The 16,731-nt window shown below is 70.4% G+C and carries 15 protein-coding genes; 8 read left to right on the forward strand and 7 right to left on the reverse strand.

What is annotated here, in order from left to right:
• Window positions 1–135 precede the first annotated feature (135 nt).
• Window positions 136–762 carry a TetR/AcrR family transcriptional regulator gene (locus C8P66_RS00555; protein WP_158537042.1) on the forward strand — a complete coding sequence of 209 codons (627 nt, stop codon included), beginning with the start codon at window positions 136–138 and terminating at the stop codon, window positions 760–762.
• Entirely contained in the window at window positions 755–1,996 is a 1,242-nt protein-coding gene (locus C8P66_RS00560) for an MFS transporter (protein WP_158537043.1), read from the forward strand. Before C8P66_RS00555 ends, C8P66_RS00560 begins: the two co-directional genes overlap by 8 nt.
• 16 nt (window positions 1,997–2,012) lie before the next feature.
• Here the strand turns inward: C8P66_RS00560 and C8P66_RS00565 are convergent, their stop codons facing one another.
• Window positions 2,013–2,966, reverse strand: coding sequence for a Bug family tripartite tricarboxylate transporter substrate binding protein (locus tag C8P66_RS00565; RefSeq protein ID WP_158537044.1), 954 nt, complete (start codon window positions 2,964–2,966; stop codon window positions 2,013–2,015).
• A gap of 303 nt (window positions 2,967–3,269) precedes the next feature.
• Between C8P66_RS00565 and C8P66_RS00570 the strand changes: the two genes are divergently transcribed.
• Window positions 3,270–4,184, forward strand: coding sequence for an SMP-30/gluconolactonase/LRE family protein (locus tag C8P66_RS00570; RefSeq protein ID WP_111396193.1), 915 nt, complete (start codon window positions 3,270–3,272; stop codon window positions 4,182–4,184).
• 47 nt (window positions 4,185–4,231) lie between these two features.
• Here C8P66_RS00570 and C8P66_RS00575 read toward each other — a convergent pair whose 3' ends face one another.
• From C8P66_RS00575 to tcuA, 5 genes are read right to left on the reverse strand one after another with little or no spacing between them, the layout of a single operon-like run.
• Entirely contained in the window at window positions 4,232–5,218 is a 987-nt protein-coding gene (locus C8P66_RS00575) for a Bug family tripartite tricarboxylate transporter substrate binding protein (protein ID WP_111396194.1), read from the reverse strand.
• A gap of 43 nt (window positions 5,219–5,261) precedes the next feature.
• Window positions 5,262–6,230 carry an electron transfer flavoprotein subunit alpha/FixB family protein gene (locus C8P66_RS00580; protein ID WP_111396195.1) on the reverse strand — a complete coding sequence of 323 codons (969 nt, stop codon included), beginning with the start codon at window positions 6,228–6,230 and terminating at the stop codon, window positions 5,262–5,264.
• On the reverse strand, window positions 6,230–7,021 hold the full coding sequence (locus C8P66_RS00585) for an electron transfer flavoprotein subunit beta/FixA family protein (RefSeq protein WP_111396196.1): 792 nt from the start codon (window positions 7,019–7,021) through the stop codon (window positions 6,230–6,232). The genes C8P66_RS00580 and C8P66_RS00585 overlap by 1 nt, the downstream gene beginning before the upstream one ends.
• Window positions 7,021–8,388: an FAD-dependent oxidoreductase gene (locus C8P66_RS00590; RefSeq protein WP_111396197.1), complete on the reverse strand. Its 1,368-nt coding sequence runs from the start codon at window positions 8,386–8,388 to the stop codon at window positions 7,021–7,023. The genes C8P66_RS00585 and C8P66_RS00590 overlap by 1 nt, the downstream gene beginning before the upstream one ends.
• Before the next feature lie 3 nt (window positions 8,389–8,391).
• On the reverse strand, window positions 8,392–9,873 hold the full coding sequence (tcuA, locus tag C8P66_RS00595; RefSeq protein ID WP_245903137.1) for an FAD-dependent tricarballylate dehydrogenase TcuA: 1,482 nt from the start codon (window positions 9,871–9,873) through the stop codon (window positions 8,392–8,394).
• A 210-nt stretch (window positions 9,874–10,083) separates the two neighbouring features.
• Between tcuA and C8P66_RS00600 the strand changes: the two genes are divergently transcribed.
• Window positions 10,084–11,505: an MmgE/PrpD family protein gene (locus C8P66_RS00600; protein ID WP_111396199.1), complete on the forward strand. Its 1,422-nt coding sequence runs from the start codon at window positions 10,084–10,086 to the stop codon at window positions 11,503–11,505.
• On the opposite strand, the gene C8P66_RS00605 is transcribed toward C8P66_RS00600, so the two are convergent.
• Window positions 11,479–12,405, reverse strand: coding sequence for a LysR family transcriptional regulator (locus C8P66_RS00605; protein ID WP_111396200.1), 927 nt, complete (start codon window positions 12,403–12,405; stop codon window positions 11,479–11,481). The genes C8P66_RS00600 and C8P66_RS00605 overlap by 27 nt on opposite strands.
• A gap of 250 nt (window positions 12,406–12,655) precedes the next feature.
• Here C8P66_RS00605 and C8P66_RS00610 point away from each other — a divergent pair, with 250 nt between their 5' ends.
• Genes C8P66_RS00610 through C8P66_RS00625 form a run of 4 tightly spaced genes read left to right on the forward strand, consistent with a single transcriptional unit; the run spans window position 12,656 to window position 16,708 of the window.
• Window positions 12,656–14,104, forward strand: coding sequence for an FAD-dependent oxidoreductase (locus tag C8P66_RS00610; RefSeq protein ID WP_111396201.1), 1,449 nt, complete (start codon window positions 12,656–12,658; stop codon window positions 14,102–14,104).
• Window positions 14,101–14,868, forward strand: coding sequence for an SDR family NAD(P)-dependent oxidoreductase (locus C8P66_RS00615; protein WP_111396202.1), 768 nt, complete (start codon window positions 14,101–14,103; stop codon window positions 14,866–14,868). The genes C8P66_RS00610 and C8P66_RS00615 overlap by 4 nt, the downstream gene beginning before the upstream one ends.
• A gap of 11 nt (window positions 14,869–14,879) precedes the next feature.
• Window positions 14,880–15,695 (forward strand): aspartate/glutamate racemase family protein, encoded by an 816-nt coding sequence (locus C8P66_RS00620; protein WP_111396203.1) that lies wholly within the window; start codon window positions 14,880–14,882, stop codon window positions 15,693–15,695.
• A 41-nt stretch (window positions 15,696–15,736) separates the two neighbouring features.
• Complete coding sequence (locus tag C8P66_RS00625) at window positions 15,737–16,708, forward strand: Bug family tripartite tricarboxylate transporter substrate binding protein (RefSeq protein ID WP_111396204.1); 972 nt, start codon at window positions 15,737–15,739, stop codon at window positions 16,706–16,708.
• Window positions 16,709–16,731: the final 23 nt, after the last annotated feature.

Consider the following 16,731-nt stretch of genomic DNA (forward strand, 5'->3'; position numbering starts at 1 on the left):
GCCGGATCGCACGGAGCCCCTTCTCAACCGGCGAGCAAGCCGCACCAATGCAACCCGCACCCGTCGCAGACCCGGGGCCGGCACAGGGCAGGGAGGACGCAGGAGATGGAGACCACCCGTAGCGGCGCATGCGACATGACGGCGCACCCGTCCGGTCCGCGCCGCGGCATGCCGGAGGCGGAGCGACGGGACTATCTGCTCGCCGTCGCGCATGATGTCTTCGTCCAGGAGGGCTACGCCGCGGCCAATATGGACGAGGTGGCCCGGGCGGCGGGGATGTCGAAGAAGACGCTCTACCAGCTCTTCGCCTCCAAGGCCGCGCTGTTCGAGGCGGTGGTGACGCATCACCTCGCCAAGCTGCACGCCGAGGTGGATGACGCCGGGCTCTCGCTGGAGGAGGCGCTGGTGCGGCGGCTGCTGGCGCCGGCGATGCTGCTGCTTTCCACGCCGCAGATGGGCCTGTTCCGCCTCGTCTCCGCCGAGGGCGGGCGCTACCCCGAGGTCGCCGAGGCCTTCCACCGTGCCGGCCCCGGCAATTGCGAAAGCGGGCTGGAGCGCTTTCTCTCCGAGCAGGCCGCCGCCGGCCGGCTGCGGCTGGACAGCGCCAAGGAAGCGACGGATATGCTCTTCGGCATGGCGATCGGCGTGATTCACATAAAGCTCTTGCTGCGACTGAGGGAAACGCCGCCCGCCGAGCAGATCGAGGCGCAGATCCGCCGCGCGGTGGCGATCTTTCTCAATGGCTGCGCGACGGGTGCCTGAGCCGCGCGTCCTGCGGGGGCCGGTCTGGATCTGGGCGCTCTGCGGCACGCTGCTGATGCAGGCGGTCGCCTCCTTCGTCACGCAGAGCCTGCCCGTGATCGCCCCGCTGATCACCGCGAGCGCCGGGATGTCGCCCGAAAGCATCGGCAATTTCTCCGCACTGGTCGCGGGCGGGACGCTGCTGTTCCTGTTGCTCGGCGGACCGTTCCTGCTGCGCTGGGGCCCGGTGCGGACCTTGCAACTGGGGGCGGCGCTTTCGGCCCTGGGCTTGCTGGCGGCGGCGGCGGGCACGCCGGCGGCACTGGTGGTCGCCTCGCTGCTGCTGGGCATCGGCTATGGGCCATCGCCGCCCGCGGGCAGCCAGATCCTGGCGGCGACGGCGCCGCCCCGGCACCGCAGCCTCATCTTCTCGGTCAAGCAGGCGGGGGCGCCGCTGGGCGGGGCCTGCGCGGGGCTGGTGACCGCACCGATCGCCGCCGCCTTCGGCTGGTCCCTCGCGCTGCTGGTCGCGGTCGGCACCGCCTGCATCGCCATCGTCGCGATCCAGCCGTTGCAGCAGGCGCTGGACAGCGAGCGCGACCGCGGCCGGCCGTTGAACCTGCGCGGGCTGCTGCGGCCTTCGGTCCTGTTCGCCCCGATCGGCGCCTTGCGGCTGCATCCGGTGCTGCCGCTGCTGACGGTGCTCGGGGTGTCCTTCGCGGCGCTGCAGGGCTGCCTCTTCGCCTTCACCGTGACCTGGCTGACGCAGATCCATGGGCTGTCGCTGGTCCAGGCAGGGGCGGCCTTCGCGAGCATGCAGGCGGCGGGGGTGGTCGCGCGGGTGCTGCTCGGCTGGCTCGCCGACCGCACCGGCACGCCGATCCGCAACCTGTTGGTGCAGGCCGTCGTCGCCTCCGCCTGCGCGCTCGCCTTCGGGGCGATGCCGCGGGGCTTTCCGCTGCCCGGCATCCATCTGCTCGCCGCTGTCTGCGGCTTCCTCGCCGCGAGCTGGAACGGCATCTATCTGGCCGAGGTCGCGCGGCTGGTGCCAGCGCGGGATGTATCCAACGCGACCGTGGGGTCCACGCTGTTCATCTTCTTCGGCTACCTCGCGGCCCCAGCCGGCTTCGCGCTGATCGTGTCGGCGAGCGGCAGCTGGTCGCTGCCGCTCGCCCTGTTCGCGGGCCAGCTTGCCGTGGTGGCGGGGGTGGTCTTCCTCGCCCTGCGCCGCATCGAGGGGCGCGCGGTGGGGTAGCGGGCCGGGCCGCCGTTCAGCGCCGGCGCATGCTCGCGACGATGTCCTGGTACTGTTTGGTCTCCTCATCGATCTGCCGGGCGAAGCTGGCGGAGTCCCGGAAGATCGGTGGTTCGCCCTCGGTGCGGGTGGAGAGGGCCGCGAATTCCGGCTCGGCGACGATGCGGCGGCAGAGGTCGGTCAGGAAGGCGCGGATGGGCGCGGGCGTGTTCTTGGGCGCGAAGATGCCGCGCCAGTTCAGCACGAGCAGATCCACGCCGGCCTCGCGCACCGTCGGGACGTCGGGCGCCTCCGCCGAGCGGGTGTCGGAGGTGATGGCAAGGGCGCGGATATAGCCCGAGGTAATCGTCGGCATCGCCGAGCCGGTGGTCGGCAGCGTCATGTCCACATGCTGGCCGAGCACGGCGTTGAGCGCTTCCGCGCTGCCATTGTAGGGCACATGCAGGAATTCGAGGCCGGTCTTGCGGGAAAACAGCTCCATGGCGACATGGCCAAGGCTGCCCGCGCCAGCCGATGAGTAGCTGAGGTTCTTCTCCCGCGCCTGCCGTCGCAGGTCGGCGAGGGTATGGATCGTGGACTGCGCGCCCACGCAGAAGATGTGGCTGGCCGCGGCGACGATCGCGATGGTGTCGAAGCTGTCGGGATGGAAGCCGATGTCGTTCATCATCGGCGTGATCACATTGGAGCCCATGGTGCCGAACAGCAGCGTGTAGCCATCGGGCGCCGCTTGCAGGACCTGGCGCCCGCCGCGGGCGCCGCCACCGCCGGGCATCGGGTTCACCTGCATGGCGACGCCGGCCCGTCCCGCCGCGGCCGCGAAGTAGCGCGCGACGATATCGGTTCCGCCGCCGGCGGCGAAGGGGACGATCAGCTGGACCAGCCGGTTCGGGAAGTCCTGGGCCAGGGCAGGGTGGGCGAGTGCCCCGACCGCTGCCGCCGAGAGCACTCCTCGGCGTGAGACATATGTCATGATGGTCTTCCTCCCTGTTCGCCCGTCTTGCGACGCGGGCATCTTCGCCGCGGACATTGCGCGCCCGCGCCTTGGCCGAAGGCTTTGACCGACGGCACCGGATGCTGACGCTATCGGTCACGAATGCGGGCGGTCCAGAAGCGTAACGGCCTCCGCCGTGAAAACTCCTTTCGCGGCCGTGGACGTTCCGGCCATTCGCCGGCGCGCGCGCAGGGGCTAGCCTGCCCGGAATGCGAGGCGCAGGCCGCCGCGCGAAACACCAACTGCGAGCCACGCAGGCCAGAGCGGAACGGAACCCAGGACATGCATGACGCCCGCATCCTCGCCGAGGGATTGCGCTTCCCCGAAGGACCCCTCGCCCTTGCCGATGGCTCAGTTCTCGTTGCGGAAATCGCGGGAGGCACGATACGGCGCATCGCCGCGGATGGTGCCGTCGCCCTCGCCGCGACGACGGGCGGTGGCCCGAACGGCCTCGCCATCGGCCCCGATTCCGCGCTCTACATCTGCAACAATGGCGGCAACCGCTACGATCCTGGCCATTTCATCGGCCGTGGTCCGGCCGAGGATTACGCGGGCGGCAGCATCCAGCGCCTGGACCTGCAGACCGGAGATCTGCGAAGCCTCTACACACATTGCGGCACAGAGCGGCTGTCATCGCCGAATGACCTCGTCTTCGATGCCGAGGGCGGATTCTACTTCACCGACATGGGCAAGCGCTTCGCCCGCCACCGCGACCATGGCGGTGTCTACTACGCCCGGGCCGATGGGTCGCAGATCGACGAGCTCATCTTCCCGATCCAGGCGCCGAATGGCATTGGACTTTCGCCGGATGGCGCGAGCCTCTATGTGGCGGAGACGGAGACCTCGCGGCTCTGGGCCTTCGATATCGCGGCGCCGGGGGTGTTGCGCAAGGCGGATTTCCCGTCACCGAATGGCGGCAGGCTGGTCTGCGGCCTGCCTGGCTTTCAGCGCTTCGACAGCCTGGCCGTGACGGCCGCGGGCAATGTCTGTGTCGGGACCTTGATGACCGGCCATATCACCGTGATCGCGCCGGATGGGGAGGTGCTGCGGCAGGTCCGCACCCCGGACATCTACCCGACCAATATCTGCTTCGGCGGGCCGGAGATGCGGACGGCCTACATCACCTTGTCCGAGACCGGGCGGCTGATGGCGCTCGATTGGCCGGAGCCTGGCCTCGCGCTGCATTTCTCCGCCTGACCCTGTCGGCGCGGGGATGCGCGCGCCGCATCCCCGCGCCGCTTCCGTCAGTCGTCCGCCTTCACGCCCGTCACCCGGGCGACCTCGCTCCAGCGGGCAAGTTCGCTGTTGATGAACGCCTGGGCGGCGGCGGTGGAGGGCAGGGTCTTCGGCTCCAGCCCGACCATGGCGAAGCGTTCGCGAGTCTCGGCGCTGCCCGCGACCTGTGTGATGACGTCGTGCAGCCGGTCCAGCAGCGGTTGCGGCGTGCGCTTCGGCGCCAGCACCGCAACCCAGTTCACCGCAACGACACCCGGCACGCCGGATTCGGTGAAGGTCGGCACATCCGGCATCAAGGCGCTGCGTTCATCCGACATCACCGCCAGGGGGCGGAGCTTGCCGTCGCGGATCAGGCCCTGGATGCCGGCGAGATCGACGATCACGCCATGGACATTGCCGCTGATGGTATCGGTCGCGGCGGGGCCGCCGCCGCGATAGGGCACATGGGTGATGTTCTGGCTGACCTCGCGGCGCAGGATCTCGATCGCCAGATGCGCGAGGCCGCCGGCGCCGGAGGAGGCGATGTTGACCGGCTGCCGCCGCGCCAGCGCCAGGAATTCCGGCAAGTTCCGCGCCTGGGTCGCAGGGCCGACCGCCAGCACCGAAGGCGTCTGCGCCACCGTCGCGATGGCGGCGAAATCGCGGCCGGTGTCGTAGGGCACATGCGCGCTGGTGAAGGGGGCGATCACCAGCGGGCTGGAGCTGGCGAGGAACAGCGTGTAGCCGTCGGGATCGGAGCGCACGACGTAATCCGCGCCGAGCGTCGCATTCGCGCCGGGGCGGTTCTCGATGATGACGGGCTGGCCCAGAAGCTCCTGCAGCTTCGGCTGGATGATGCGGGCGGTGACGTCGTTGGACCCGCCGGGCGGGTAGCCGATGATGATGCGGACCGGCCGGCTCGGATAGGCTTGCGCGCTGGCCCGGGTGGCCGGCGCCGCGAGTGCCGCCAGAGCGCCAAGCAGCGGCCTGCGGGAAACGCCTCGTTGGGACGTCATGATCCTTCTCCCTGGTTTGATTTGTTTGAGGCCAGATCGCGCGTCATCGCGCCCGTAGCCTTTCGATGAGCTCCGGCACCACCTCCTGCCAGGGTGCCACCAGGCCGAGATCCGCCACGCGGAAGATCTCGGCTTCGGGATCGGAATTCACCGCGACGATGCGCGCGTTGAGCCCGATCCCGGCCAGGTGCTGCGCCGTGCCCGAGAGGGCAAAGGCGAGGTAAAGATCGGGCGTCACGAAGGCGCCGGATTGGCCCACCTGCTGCCCGACGCTGGCCCAGCCGGCATCGACCGCCGGCAGGCTGGCGCCGGTCGCGGCATCGAGCAGGGCGGCGAGGTCGCGCAGCAGCGCGAAGCCCTCCGCACCGGCCATGCCGCGACCACCGGTGACGACGATTCGCGCGCCCTCCAGCCGCCGGGCCTGTTCGCCGGCCGTGTGCCGGATCTCGGGCGGCGGGACGTCGTTGGGCAGGGGGCAGTCCAGCATGATCTCGCGCCGCGCCGCGCCCGGCGCGGCCGGGGCCGCGGCGGGGCGGCGCAGGCTGGCGAAGCAGCGCGGCGCCTGCGTCGTCAGCCTCGCTTCGGCCCGGCCGCCATGGCTTGCGCGACGGGCGGTGACTTGCCCGCCGTCGCGGTCGAGGCTGGTGCAGCGCCCGAGCGGCACGCCGCGCAGCCGGATCGCCAGCCGCGCCGCCAACTCCTCCCCGACCGCGCCGGCCGGCAGCAGGAACAGCGTATCCGCCGTCTCGGCCGCCAGCAGATGCTCGAAGGCTGCGAGCAGATGCTCGGCCTGCGGCGGCTCCGACAGGCCGGCATGGGCCGCCGAGAGGATGTCGGTCGCGCCATCGCGCTCGGCCGCCGCGATCGCGTCGGCATCGGGCACGCGTCCGAGCAGGATGGCGCGGACGCGACCGCCCGAGCGGGCGGCGATGGCCGCCGCCGCGGCCACGGCGGCGAAGGGATCGGCCACGGACGGGTCGCCCAGCGGGATGAGCGCGCAGAGATCGTGCATCACGCCGCTCCCGTGGTGCTGGCGCGCAGATAGGCCGCGAGTTCCTCGACCTGCGCCGCCACCGGCCCGGTCAGCACGCGGCCGGCGCCGCCACGCTGGGCAGGCGGCACCGCGGCGATGGCGCGCAGCGCGAGCGCCGGCGGCGGGGCGGTGGGCGGCGCGACGACCTCCACGGGCGCGCGCCTGGCCAGCATCACATTCTTCATCAGCGGGTGCCGCAGCCGGTTGCCGCGCTCATTGGTGATGCTCACCACGGCCGGTGGGCGGCGGTGCAGGATTTCGTCGCGCGCGCCGCGCGTGCGATGCAGCAGGATGTCGCCGTCGCGCAGCGCCACGCGATGCGCGAGGCCGCAGAAGGCCCAGCCCTCCGCCTCGGCGAGGGCTGGGGCCAAAACCCCGTCGTCGCTGTCACCGAACTCGCGCCCCATCAGCACCAGCGCGGGTGCCTCGGTGGCGGCACGGACCGCGGCGCCGAGCAGGCGCGCGGCCGTCGCGGGGTCCCACAACGACATCGCCGCATCGCCGAAGCGGAAGGCACGATGCGGGCGAAAGGCCGCGACGGCACGCAGCAGGCCATCGCTCTCGGCGCCGCCGGTCAGGATCGCGGTGACGGTGACCGCGGCATCGGCGTCGCGCAATTGCAGCGCGGTTTCCAATGCCGCCTCGTCGAAGGGGCTGAGCTTGCGCGGCAAAGCGGTGTCCTCGACCTGTGCCGTGCCCGGGCGCAGGCCGAGGGTGCCAAGGCGCCATTTCGGATCGACCACGCCGGCGAGGAGGACGACGACCTGCATCACCCGCCTGCGTTGCCAAGCGCGGTGCGCGCCGCGATGCGGCCGAAGATCAGCGCCTTGCCCAACGCGGAGCCGGTCATATAGGCCGAGCCATGCAGCCCGCCGACGACCTCGCCGGCCGCGAGCAGCCCCGCGATCGGGGCGCCGAACACGTCGATCACCTGCATCCGCGCATCGACCCGCAGCCCGCAATAGGTGCCATAGACCGCGGCCGTCGATGGGTAGGCGTAGAAGGGCGCCGTCGCGATGCGGACCAGCGCGCCATGGTTGTGCACGAGGTGGCGGCGGCCGAACGCCAGATCCTCGCCGGCCGTCACGGCGGCGTTGTAGGTGGCGACGGTCTGCGTGAGCGCCTCGGGCGGGACCTCGATCTGCCGCGCCAGTTCCTCCAGCGTATCGGCCTGGAGGAAGAGACCTTCCTCAAGCCGGCGCTCGAAATCGAGGATGCGGACCTGGTTGTCGCCGCTGCGCAGGATGGGGTCGTCGAGGATCTGGAAGGCGGCCCCATAGGGCTGCTTCAGGCAGGCCGCGCCGAGCAGCTTGTAGGACAGCGATTCATCGACGAAGCGATGCCCGTCCTGGTTGATGGCAATGGCGCCCTTGTAGACCGCGAGGCAGCTGTGGTCGTTCACCTCATCGGTCGGGTGCTTGCCGAAAGTGCCTTTGATGTAGGGCATGTCACGGAAATCAGCGCCGAGGTGCCAGGCCATGCGCAGCCCGTCGCCGACATTGCCGGCGCCACCGATGAAGACCGCGCCCGCGCAATCCGGCGCGAAGCGGTGCACCAGCTCGGGGTTGCGGCTGAAGCCGCCGCTGGCGAGCAGCACGCCCCGCGGCGCATGCAGCTCGGACAGCACGCCATCCCGCAGCACGGCAACGCCGGTGACGCGTCCATCCTCACGCAGCAGATGTTTCGCCGACGCGCCGGTGCGCAGCTCCACGCGTCCGGTGGCGCGGCAGCGGGCGGCCAGCAGCCGCACCATGTCGGCGGGATCGACGGTGTGCACCCGCGGCACGGATTGGCCGGAGGAGGCCTCCAGCACCGGGCTGAACACCTGGCCATGCGCCTTCAGCCATTCATAGGTGGCAAGCTGGTTGCTGACATAGGCGCCGATCAGCGCGTCATCCGCCTCGCCGCCGCCGAGCTCGCGCAGGTCGCTGGCCAGGAGGTCGTCGCTGTCCTCGATGCCCTGGGCCTGCTGCATGTCGGTGCCGGCGAAGGCGAGGCAGCCGCCGCTCATGGCGGAGGAGCCGCCGGTGTCGGGCTGTTTCTCCAGCAGCAGCACCGAGGCGCCCGCCTCGGCCGCCTCCAGCGCCGCCGCGAAGCCGGCCGCGCCGCCACCGACGATGATGAGATCAGCAGACATCGCTCAGCCACCCGCCGCGAAGCGCGCGGCGCCGGCACCGGCCAGGCGCCCGAACACCGAGCCCGACATCAGCCCCGCACCTCCCGGATAGCCGGTGTAGTAGAGCCCGCCGACCAGCTCGCCGGTGGCGAAGAGGCCGGGGATGGTCGGCCCGTCTTCGCTGACCACATGCGCGGTTTCGTCGATCCGGATGCCGCCGTAGGTGCAGGTCACGCCGGTGGTGATGCCGAAGGCGATGTAGGGCGGCGTGTCCAGCGGATTGGCCCAGTTCGATTTCGGCACCGCCAGCCCGACCGTGCCGCGGCCATCCTTGATGTTGGGGTTGAAGGCGACATCCTGCCGCACCGCCGCATTGAACGCCCGCACGGTTGCGAGGAAGGCATCGCGGTCCACATCGCCCATCTTCTCCACCAGATCCTCCAGCGTATCCGCCTCGATCTTGGTGATCTGCCGGATGCGGTATTCGTCGGAGAGCAGATGCGCGACGCGCTGATCAAACACCTGCCAGGCAAGGCCGGTCGGCTGCTGCAACACCGCCTTGCCCAGCGTCGCGTAGATGTAGTTGCGGAAGTCGGCGCCTTCGTTGAAGAAGCGTTCGCCGCGCAGGTTCACCATGATGCCCATGGGGAAGCCGTTCTTCTGCTGCCCGGCCAGCGCGAGGTCACCGAATTCCGGCGCGCAGCGGTCGTAGGCGACGGCGTGGCAGCCGGACCAATGGCCGTAGGACATCGCGCCCGCATCGATCGCCATGCGGATGCCGTCGCCGGTGTTGAAACGCGTGCCGCGCGGCTTGGCGAGGTCCCAGTCCGGCCCGAGATAGCGCGCGCGCCATTCGGCATTGGCGTGGAAGCCGCCGCTGCCGAGCACCACCGCCTTGGTGGGCAGCACACTCCGCTTCTGCCCCTGCATGATCTCGACGCCCTGCACGCCGCTCTCGTTGCTGACGAGGCCGACCGCGCGCGCGCCGTAGATCACCTCGATGTCGCGCTTGGCCGCGGAGGCGAAGAGCATGTCCATCAGCCCGCGCCCGCCGCCGACCGCTTCGACCGTGAGCCCGCCCCAGAACTTGAATTTTCCATCGAGCTTGAACGCCTGCCGCCCGTAGATCGGCACGAAGCGCACGCCCTTCTCGCGCATCCAGACCATGGTCGCGAGGCTCTGGTCCACCAGCACCTGCAACAGATCCATGTTGGCGCGGAAGTTGGACAGGCGCGCGCAATCGTCGAAGTAGACGTCACGCGAATAGGTGCCGAAATCGCTCATCGCGATTTCGCTGTCGGTGAGGTCGGGCACGATCCGCCGCAGATCCTCGACGCCATCATAGACGGTGCGGAAGGCACCGCCGCTATGCGCGCTGTTGCCGCCGCGATCGCCCTCCGGCGCGCGTTCCAGCACCACGACCCGCGCACCGGCCTCCTGGGCGGACAAAGCGGCACAGAGCGCGGCATTGCCTGCGCCGACCACCACGACGTCAATTGCGTCCAAAACTTCCTCCCGAGGCATTTGTCATTGTCATGGCGGCGCCTGCCAGGGCCACGACTTCGCCGGACGCTAACCGTCGCGGCGACGGCGGGTCCAGCCGCGCGACCATGCGCTGGAGCGAAAACTCCTTTCGCTGCGGCAGGAACCTTGATGGTTCAGGACGGTCGCCGGCGATGCTAGGCTGCGTCAGCAAAAACGTGGGAGGACGACCGAATGGTCGAGGCAACGACCCTTGCGCGCCCCGCGGCCGCGACGTTCCCGCTCAGCCGCGCCCTCGTCCGCATGCTGCTCGATCGCCATCGTCGCGGCCTGCCGCCGGAGGTGATGCATCGCGCCCGGCTGCATACGATGGATTCCATCTGCATTGCCCTGGCCGCCCGCCCCGCGCTGCCGATCGGCCGGCAGGTGATCGCGGCGCTGGCCTTCGGCGCGGGCGGCGGCGACAGCCCGGTGATCGGCAGTGACGAGCGCCTGCCGCCGGCGCTCGCGGGTTTCGCCAATTCGGCGCTGGCGCATGCGCTGGACTATGACGACATCCACGACATCGCCCGGCTGCATCCGACCACCGTGACCTTGCCCGCCGCCCTGGCGGTCGCGGGGCCGGTGGGGGCGGGGATCGAGCGGGTGCTGGCCGGCATGGCGCTGGGCAATGAGCTGATGTGCCGGCTCGGCACAGCCTGCGCGCCGACCGGGGATGGCCCGGGATCGGACTGGTTCCTGACCCAGTTGTTCGGCTACCTCGGCGGCTGCCTCTCGGCCTGCATCGTGCTGGACCTTCCGGAGGACGACATCGTCTCGGCCTTCGGCCTCGCCTACATGCAGCTTGCAGGCGGCAAGCAGACGGCCTTTGGCACCGGCTCGACCGCGCGCTCCATCTACCCCGCCTTCGCGGCCATGGGGGGCGTGCAGGCGGCGCTCCTGGCGCGCGCCGGCGTCACCGGGCCGGAGGGGGCGCTGGACGGGCCGGCGGGCATGTTCAACCTCTACCTCGGCGGCACCGCGCCGGACCTTGGGCTGCTGCTGGCCGAGGACGGCTGGTCCTGGCTTGCGACCGAGGTGAAGCCCTGGCCGAGCTGCCGCCTGTCCCACCCCTATGTCGCGGCGGCGCTGGCGCTGCGGGAGCGGCTCGGCGGGCCGCCGACCGGGCGCGTGACCGTGGCGGTGAACCCCTCCGCCGCCAAGCTCTGCCGGCCGCTGGAGCAGCGGCGCCGGCCGGAGACCTTGCAGGACGCCAAATACAGCATCCCCTTCATGACCGCCTTCACCTTGGCGCATGGCAAGGTCGATCTCGCGAGCCTGGGGGCCGAGGCGATGCACGACCCGGCCGCGCGCGAGATGGCCGCGCGCATCGACATCGTCGAGACGCTGCCGGACCGCCCCGGCCACCCGCCCGCCGAGCTGACCGTGCAGACCCCGGAGGGGCCGCTGACCCTGAGGCGGGATGCGGCGCCGGTGCTGGATGACGAGGGGCTGCGTGCCAAGGGCATCGATTGCCTGCGCCAGGCGGGGATCGGGGCCGAGGCCGGCGCGATCTGGGACCAGTTGCTGGCGCTGCTGCGCGAAGGTCCGGCCGCTGATTTCCTGGCGGCGATCCCCCGCGTCGCAGCCTCAGCGGGCGCGGATCGGCACCGGTAGATGATCCGGCGCCGTTGGAAACAGCGTGGCCAGGAAATCGACGAAGGCGCGCACCTTGGGGGGCGTGAAGCTGGTCTTCACATAGACGGCGAAGAAGCTCTGGTCGTCCGTCTCCCACTCCGGGAGCAGATGCACGAGGTCGCCACGGCGAAGATATTGCTCGACCAGCACGTCGAGCACATAGACCAGCCCCGCCCCATGCATCGCCGCCTGCATCAGCGCATCGGTGCTGTTGAAGAACAGCGTGCCATCGGGCGAGATGACGTGCTGCGTGCCGTCCTTGCGGAAGCGCCAGAGCCGCAGCTCGCCGCTCGGGTAATCGGCAAAGCCGAGACACTGCTTGGGATCGATGCCATCGGGGCCCGCGGGCGCGCCACGCGCGGCGAGGAAGCCGGGCGAGGCGCAGAGCATGTGCCGCGCGCGATAGATCAGCTTGGCGACGAGATCGCCGGATTCCACGGCATCGATGCGGATCGCCACATCCATGCCGCGCTTGATGAGGTTCTCGACCTCGTTGTTCAGGCTGGTGATGACGCGCAGGTTGGGGTGGCGCCGGCTGAATTCTGCGAGGGCCGGGCCGATGATCAGATGCCCGACGGCGATCGGCGTTTCCAGCCGCAGCACGCCGCGCGGGCCGAGTTCGCGGTCCACGACCCCGGCCTCGGCCTGGTCGATCTGCTGCAGGATCGAGCGGCAGCGCTCGTAATAGCAGGTCCCCTCATCCGAGAGGCGGACGTAGCGCGTCGAGCGATGCAGCAGGGTGATGCCGAGATGCGCCTCGAGGTTGCGGATGAGCGTGGTCACCGAGGCATTGGCGATGCCCATCTGCGTCGCCGCCCCCGACATGCTGCCGGCGTCGACGGTCTTCACGAAGGCCTCCATGGCCAGGAGGCGGTCCATTCTTGCGTCCTTCCCCCATGGGTCCGCCCCTTGCTGCCGGGCGGCCGTTTCCTCAGACCTATGCCATCGATCCTGTTCGGACAAGCCCAGGCAGGCTCTGCCACGGCTGCCGCGGCGGCGCCAATCGCCGCGCGGCGAAAACAGTCTTCGCCGCGCGGGGGCCAGACAGCGCCGTGGGGCGCCGCGATACTCCGCCGGACTTGCCACGGCGCCGAACAGCTCCAGCACGAAGAACAGGGTAGAAATTCCGATGCGATGTGAAACCTTCGATGTGGTCGTCGTCGGCTCAGGTGTGGCCGGCCTTTCGGCGGCGGTCGCGGCGGCCGAGCAGGGTGCGCGCGTCGCCGTGCTGGAACGCTCCCCCGCCGAGGATCGCGGTGGCCAGAGCCGCTATACCGAAGCCTATCTGCGGATGAAGAGCGAGACCGAGGTCACCGACGACTTCGAGACGCATATGGCCGAGAATGGCAGCGGCGCCGTCGATCCCGACCTGATCGCCGAACTTGCCCGCCCGCCGGCCGAGCGCGCCGCCCCGGCCCGGGCGCTCGGCGTCGCGGACCCCGAGGTGATCGGCGCGCTGTCCGAGAACGCCGGGCCGACCATCGCCTGGCTCAAGGGCTTCGGCCTGCGCTTCGACTTCCTGCCGACGCAGTTCCTGACCAAGTCCCAGCCGCGGCTGCTGCCGGTCGGCGGCGGGCTGGCGCTGGTCGAGGGGCTGGCGGCGGCGGCGGAGCGGCTTGGCGTCGTGTTCTTCTACAACACCACGGCGCAGCGGCTGGAGCAGGACCAGGACGGCGTGGTCACCGCGCTGCTGGCGCGCAACGGCAGCGGCCGCCTGCGCTTCGAGGGCAAGGTCGTGCTGGGCTGCGGCGGCTTCGAGGGCAATGCCGAGATGCTGACCCGCTACATCGGCCCGCGCGCGGTCTATCTGCGGCCGATCTGCAAGGGCGGCCATTTCAACCGGGGCGAGGGCATCCAGATGGCGCTCGACATCGGCGCCGCCGGCAGCGGCGAATTCGGCAGCTTCCATGCCGAGCCGATCGATCCGCGCTCCGGCGTGTCGGAGCCGTCGATCTTCATCTTTCCTTACGGCATCCTCGTGAACAAGGATGGCCAGCGCTTCACCGATGAGGCGCCGGGCACGGTGGATGCGCATTACGAGAGCGTGACGCGGCGCATCTTCGAACAGCGCGACGGCATCGCCTGGGTGGTGCTCGATGCCAAGCACATGAGCATCCCAAACTACCGCCTCGGCATCCGCACCGACAAGGCGCCGGTGGTGGCGGGGTCGCTGGCGGAGCTGGCGCGGGAGCTCGGCCTGCCGGCCGAGGCGTTGCAGGCCACGGTCGCGGCCTACAACGCCGCCTGCGTGCCGGGCGACTACAGCCCGCTGACCCTGGACGGGTTGGCGACGCAGGGGCTGGTGCCGCCGAAGTCGAACTGGGCGCTGCCGATCGATGCGGCGCCCTATCACGCCTATCCGATCATGTCGGCGAATGTCTTCACCTTCGGCGGGCTCTCGGTCGATGCGCATGGGCGGGTGCTGGATACCGATGGCGCCTCGATCCCCGGCCTCTATGCCGCGGGCGAAATCATCGGCACCTATTTCCGCACCTATACGGGCGCGACCTCGGTGCTGAAGGGGTTGGTGTTCGGGCGGCTGGCGGGGCTCGACGCCGCGCGGCCCTCCAACGCGTGAGCCGGCTGGCCGGGCGGGTCGCCCTCATCACCGGGGCGGCGGGCGGCATCGGGGCGGCCGTCGCGCGGCGTTTCGCCGCGGAAGGCGCGCGGCTCTGCCTTGCCGATCGCGCCGATACCGCGGTGACGGCCGCAGCGGTGCGGGAGGCGGGCGGCGAGGCGATCCAGGCCGTGCTCGACGTGACGCGGCGCGCGGAGATCGACGGCGTGGTGGCGCAGACCATCGCCGCCTTCGGCCGGCTGGATATCCTGGTGAATGTCGCGGGCGTGGTCTCGCTCGGCCCGGCCGCGACGCTGCCGGAGGAGGAATGGGACCGCGTCATGGCGATCAACCTCAAGGGCAGCTTCCTGTGCTGCCAGGCGGTGATTCCGGTGATGCGGGCGCAGGGATACGGGCGGATCGTCAACCTCGGCTCGATCATCGGCAAGAATGGCGGCAACCCGCGCCCCTGGATCGACCCCGGCGAGCAGACACGGGCGAGCAATGCCGCCTATGGCGCCTCCAAGGCCGGGGTGCATGCCATCACCGCCTTTCTGGCGCGGGAACTCGCCGCGGATGGGATCACGGTGAATGCGGTCGCCCCGGGCCCGATCGCCTCGGCGATGACGACGGATTTCCCCGCGGTGCTGAAGGCGCTGATCCCGGTCGGCCGCATGGGCCGGGCCGAGGATGTGGCGGAGGCGGTGACCTTCCTGGCCGGCGAGGCCGCGGGGTTTGTCACCGGCGAAGTGCTGGATGTGAATGGCGGCATGTGGGCCGATTGAGGAGCAATGCGATGACCAACATGCGGATCTACCACCAGTCCTTCACCGTGCTGGCAAACCTGCCGCCCTATGCCGAGGCGATGGCGGCGCATTTCACCAAGGTTGCCGCCCCCGGCACCGAAGTCGTGATGCATGGCATGCATCGCGACACCTACCAGACCAACTACCCGGGCAACGACATCCAGTTCGCCTATTTCCAGACCCTGCACAGCCAGCAGTTCGTGCTGGGCGCGCTGGCGGCGGAGGAGCAGGGCTTCGACGCCTTCGCGCTGATGACCCTGCCCGAGCCGTCGCTGCAGGACATCCGCGCCCTCGTGGACATTCCCGTGGTCGGCTATGGTGAAAGCGCGATGCTGGCGGCGAGCATGCTTGGCCAGAACATCGGCGTGCTGCTCTTCATCACCGGCATGGCGCCCACGGTCCAACGCAACGCCGCCCGCATGGGCATGGCCGAGCGCTTCATTGGCGCGCATCCGGTCGGTTTCGGCTTCAACGACGTGCTCGCCGCCTATGCCGATCCGGCGCCGCTGCTGGAGCGGTTTCGCGCCTCGGCTCGCGCGCTGATCGCCAAGGGCGCGGATGTGATCATCCCCGGCGAGGCGCCGCTCTGCATGCTGCTCGCGCGCGGCGGCGTGTCGGAGGTCGATGGCGTGCCCATCGTCGATGCCATCGCCGCGACGGTGAAGATGGCGGAGATGATGGTCGGCCTGCGCCGCGTCACCGGCGTGCGGCCCTGCCGCACCGGCTACTTCCAGGCCCAGCCCCCGCGCGAACGGGTGCGGGAACTGCTCGAATTCTACGGCATCTCGCGCATCGCCGGCGGCTGAGAACCGGCGCCCAAGAAAAAAAACCAACCGGAGGAACCAAGATGATGCAACGACGCCTATTGCTGGCCACGGCCGCGACGCTCGCCGCAACGCGCGGGGCCTGGGCGCAGGACCGCTTCCCGAACCGGCCGATGCGGATCGTGGTGCCGTTCTCGGCCGGGGGCAGCACGGATATCCTCTCGCGCATCTGCGCGCAGCTGATGACCGAGGGGCTCGGCCAGCCGACCGTGGTGGACAATATCACCGGCGCCGGTGGCACCCTCGGCGCCGGCCGCGTGCTGGAGGCGGCGGCCGATGGCTACACGCTGATGGCGGGAACCCCGGGGCCGGTCACCATCAACCCGCAGCTGCTGCCGCACATCACCTATGATCCCCGGCGGGATTTCGCCCCGGTCATCTTCGTCGGTGAAAGCCCGGCCGTGGTCGTCGTGCGGAACGACTCCCCGCTGCGCTCGATCCAGGATCTGGTGGCGCGGGCCAAGGCAGCACCTGGCACGCTCACCTATGCCTCCGCCGGCATCGGTTCCTTCGCCCATCTGAGCGGGGCGCTGTTCGAGTGGCGGGCCGGGGTGCAGATGATCCATGTGTCCTATCGCGGCACCGCCCCGGCCGCGACCGACATCATCGGCGGCCGGGTGGATGTGATGTTCGAGAACTACCCCTCGGTGCAGGGCTACATCACCTCCGGCGCCTTCCGGACCCTGGCGATCGGGGCGGAACGCCCCTCGGCGTTGCTGCCTGGCGTGCCGACGGTCGCGAGCCAGGGCGTGCCCGGCTACGTCTCCAGCTCCTGGTTCGGGCTCTTCGCCCGCGCCGGCGCCCCGCCCGCCGCGTTGCAGGCGCTGAATGCCGCGATCAACGCCGGGCTGCGGAAACCCGAGACGGCGCAGCGCCTCGCGGCGATGGGCGTGGAGCCGGTGGGCGGCACGCCGGAGTCCTTCGGCAGCTACATCGCGCAGCGCTACGCCGAGACCGGCGAGCTGATCCGGACCGCGCATATCACCGTCGACTAGCCAACAGCGCGCAGCAAGACGCG

The sequence above is a fragment of the Humitalea rosea genome (genome assembly GCF_003253705.1).
GTDB classification, from domain to species: Bacteria; Pseudomonadota; Alphaproteobacteria; order Acetobacterales; family Acetobacteraceae; genus Humitalea; species Humitalea rosea.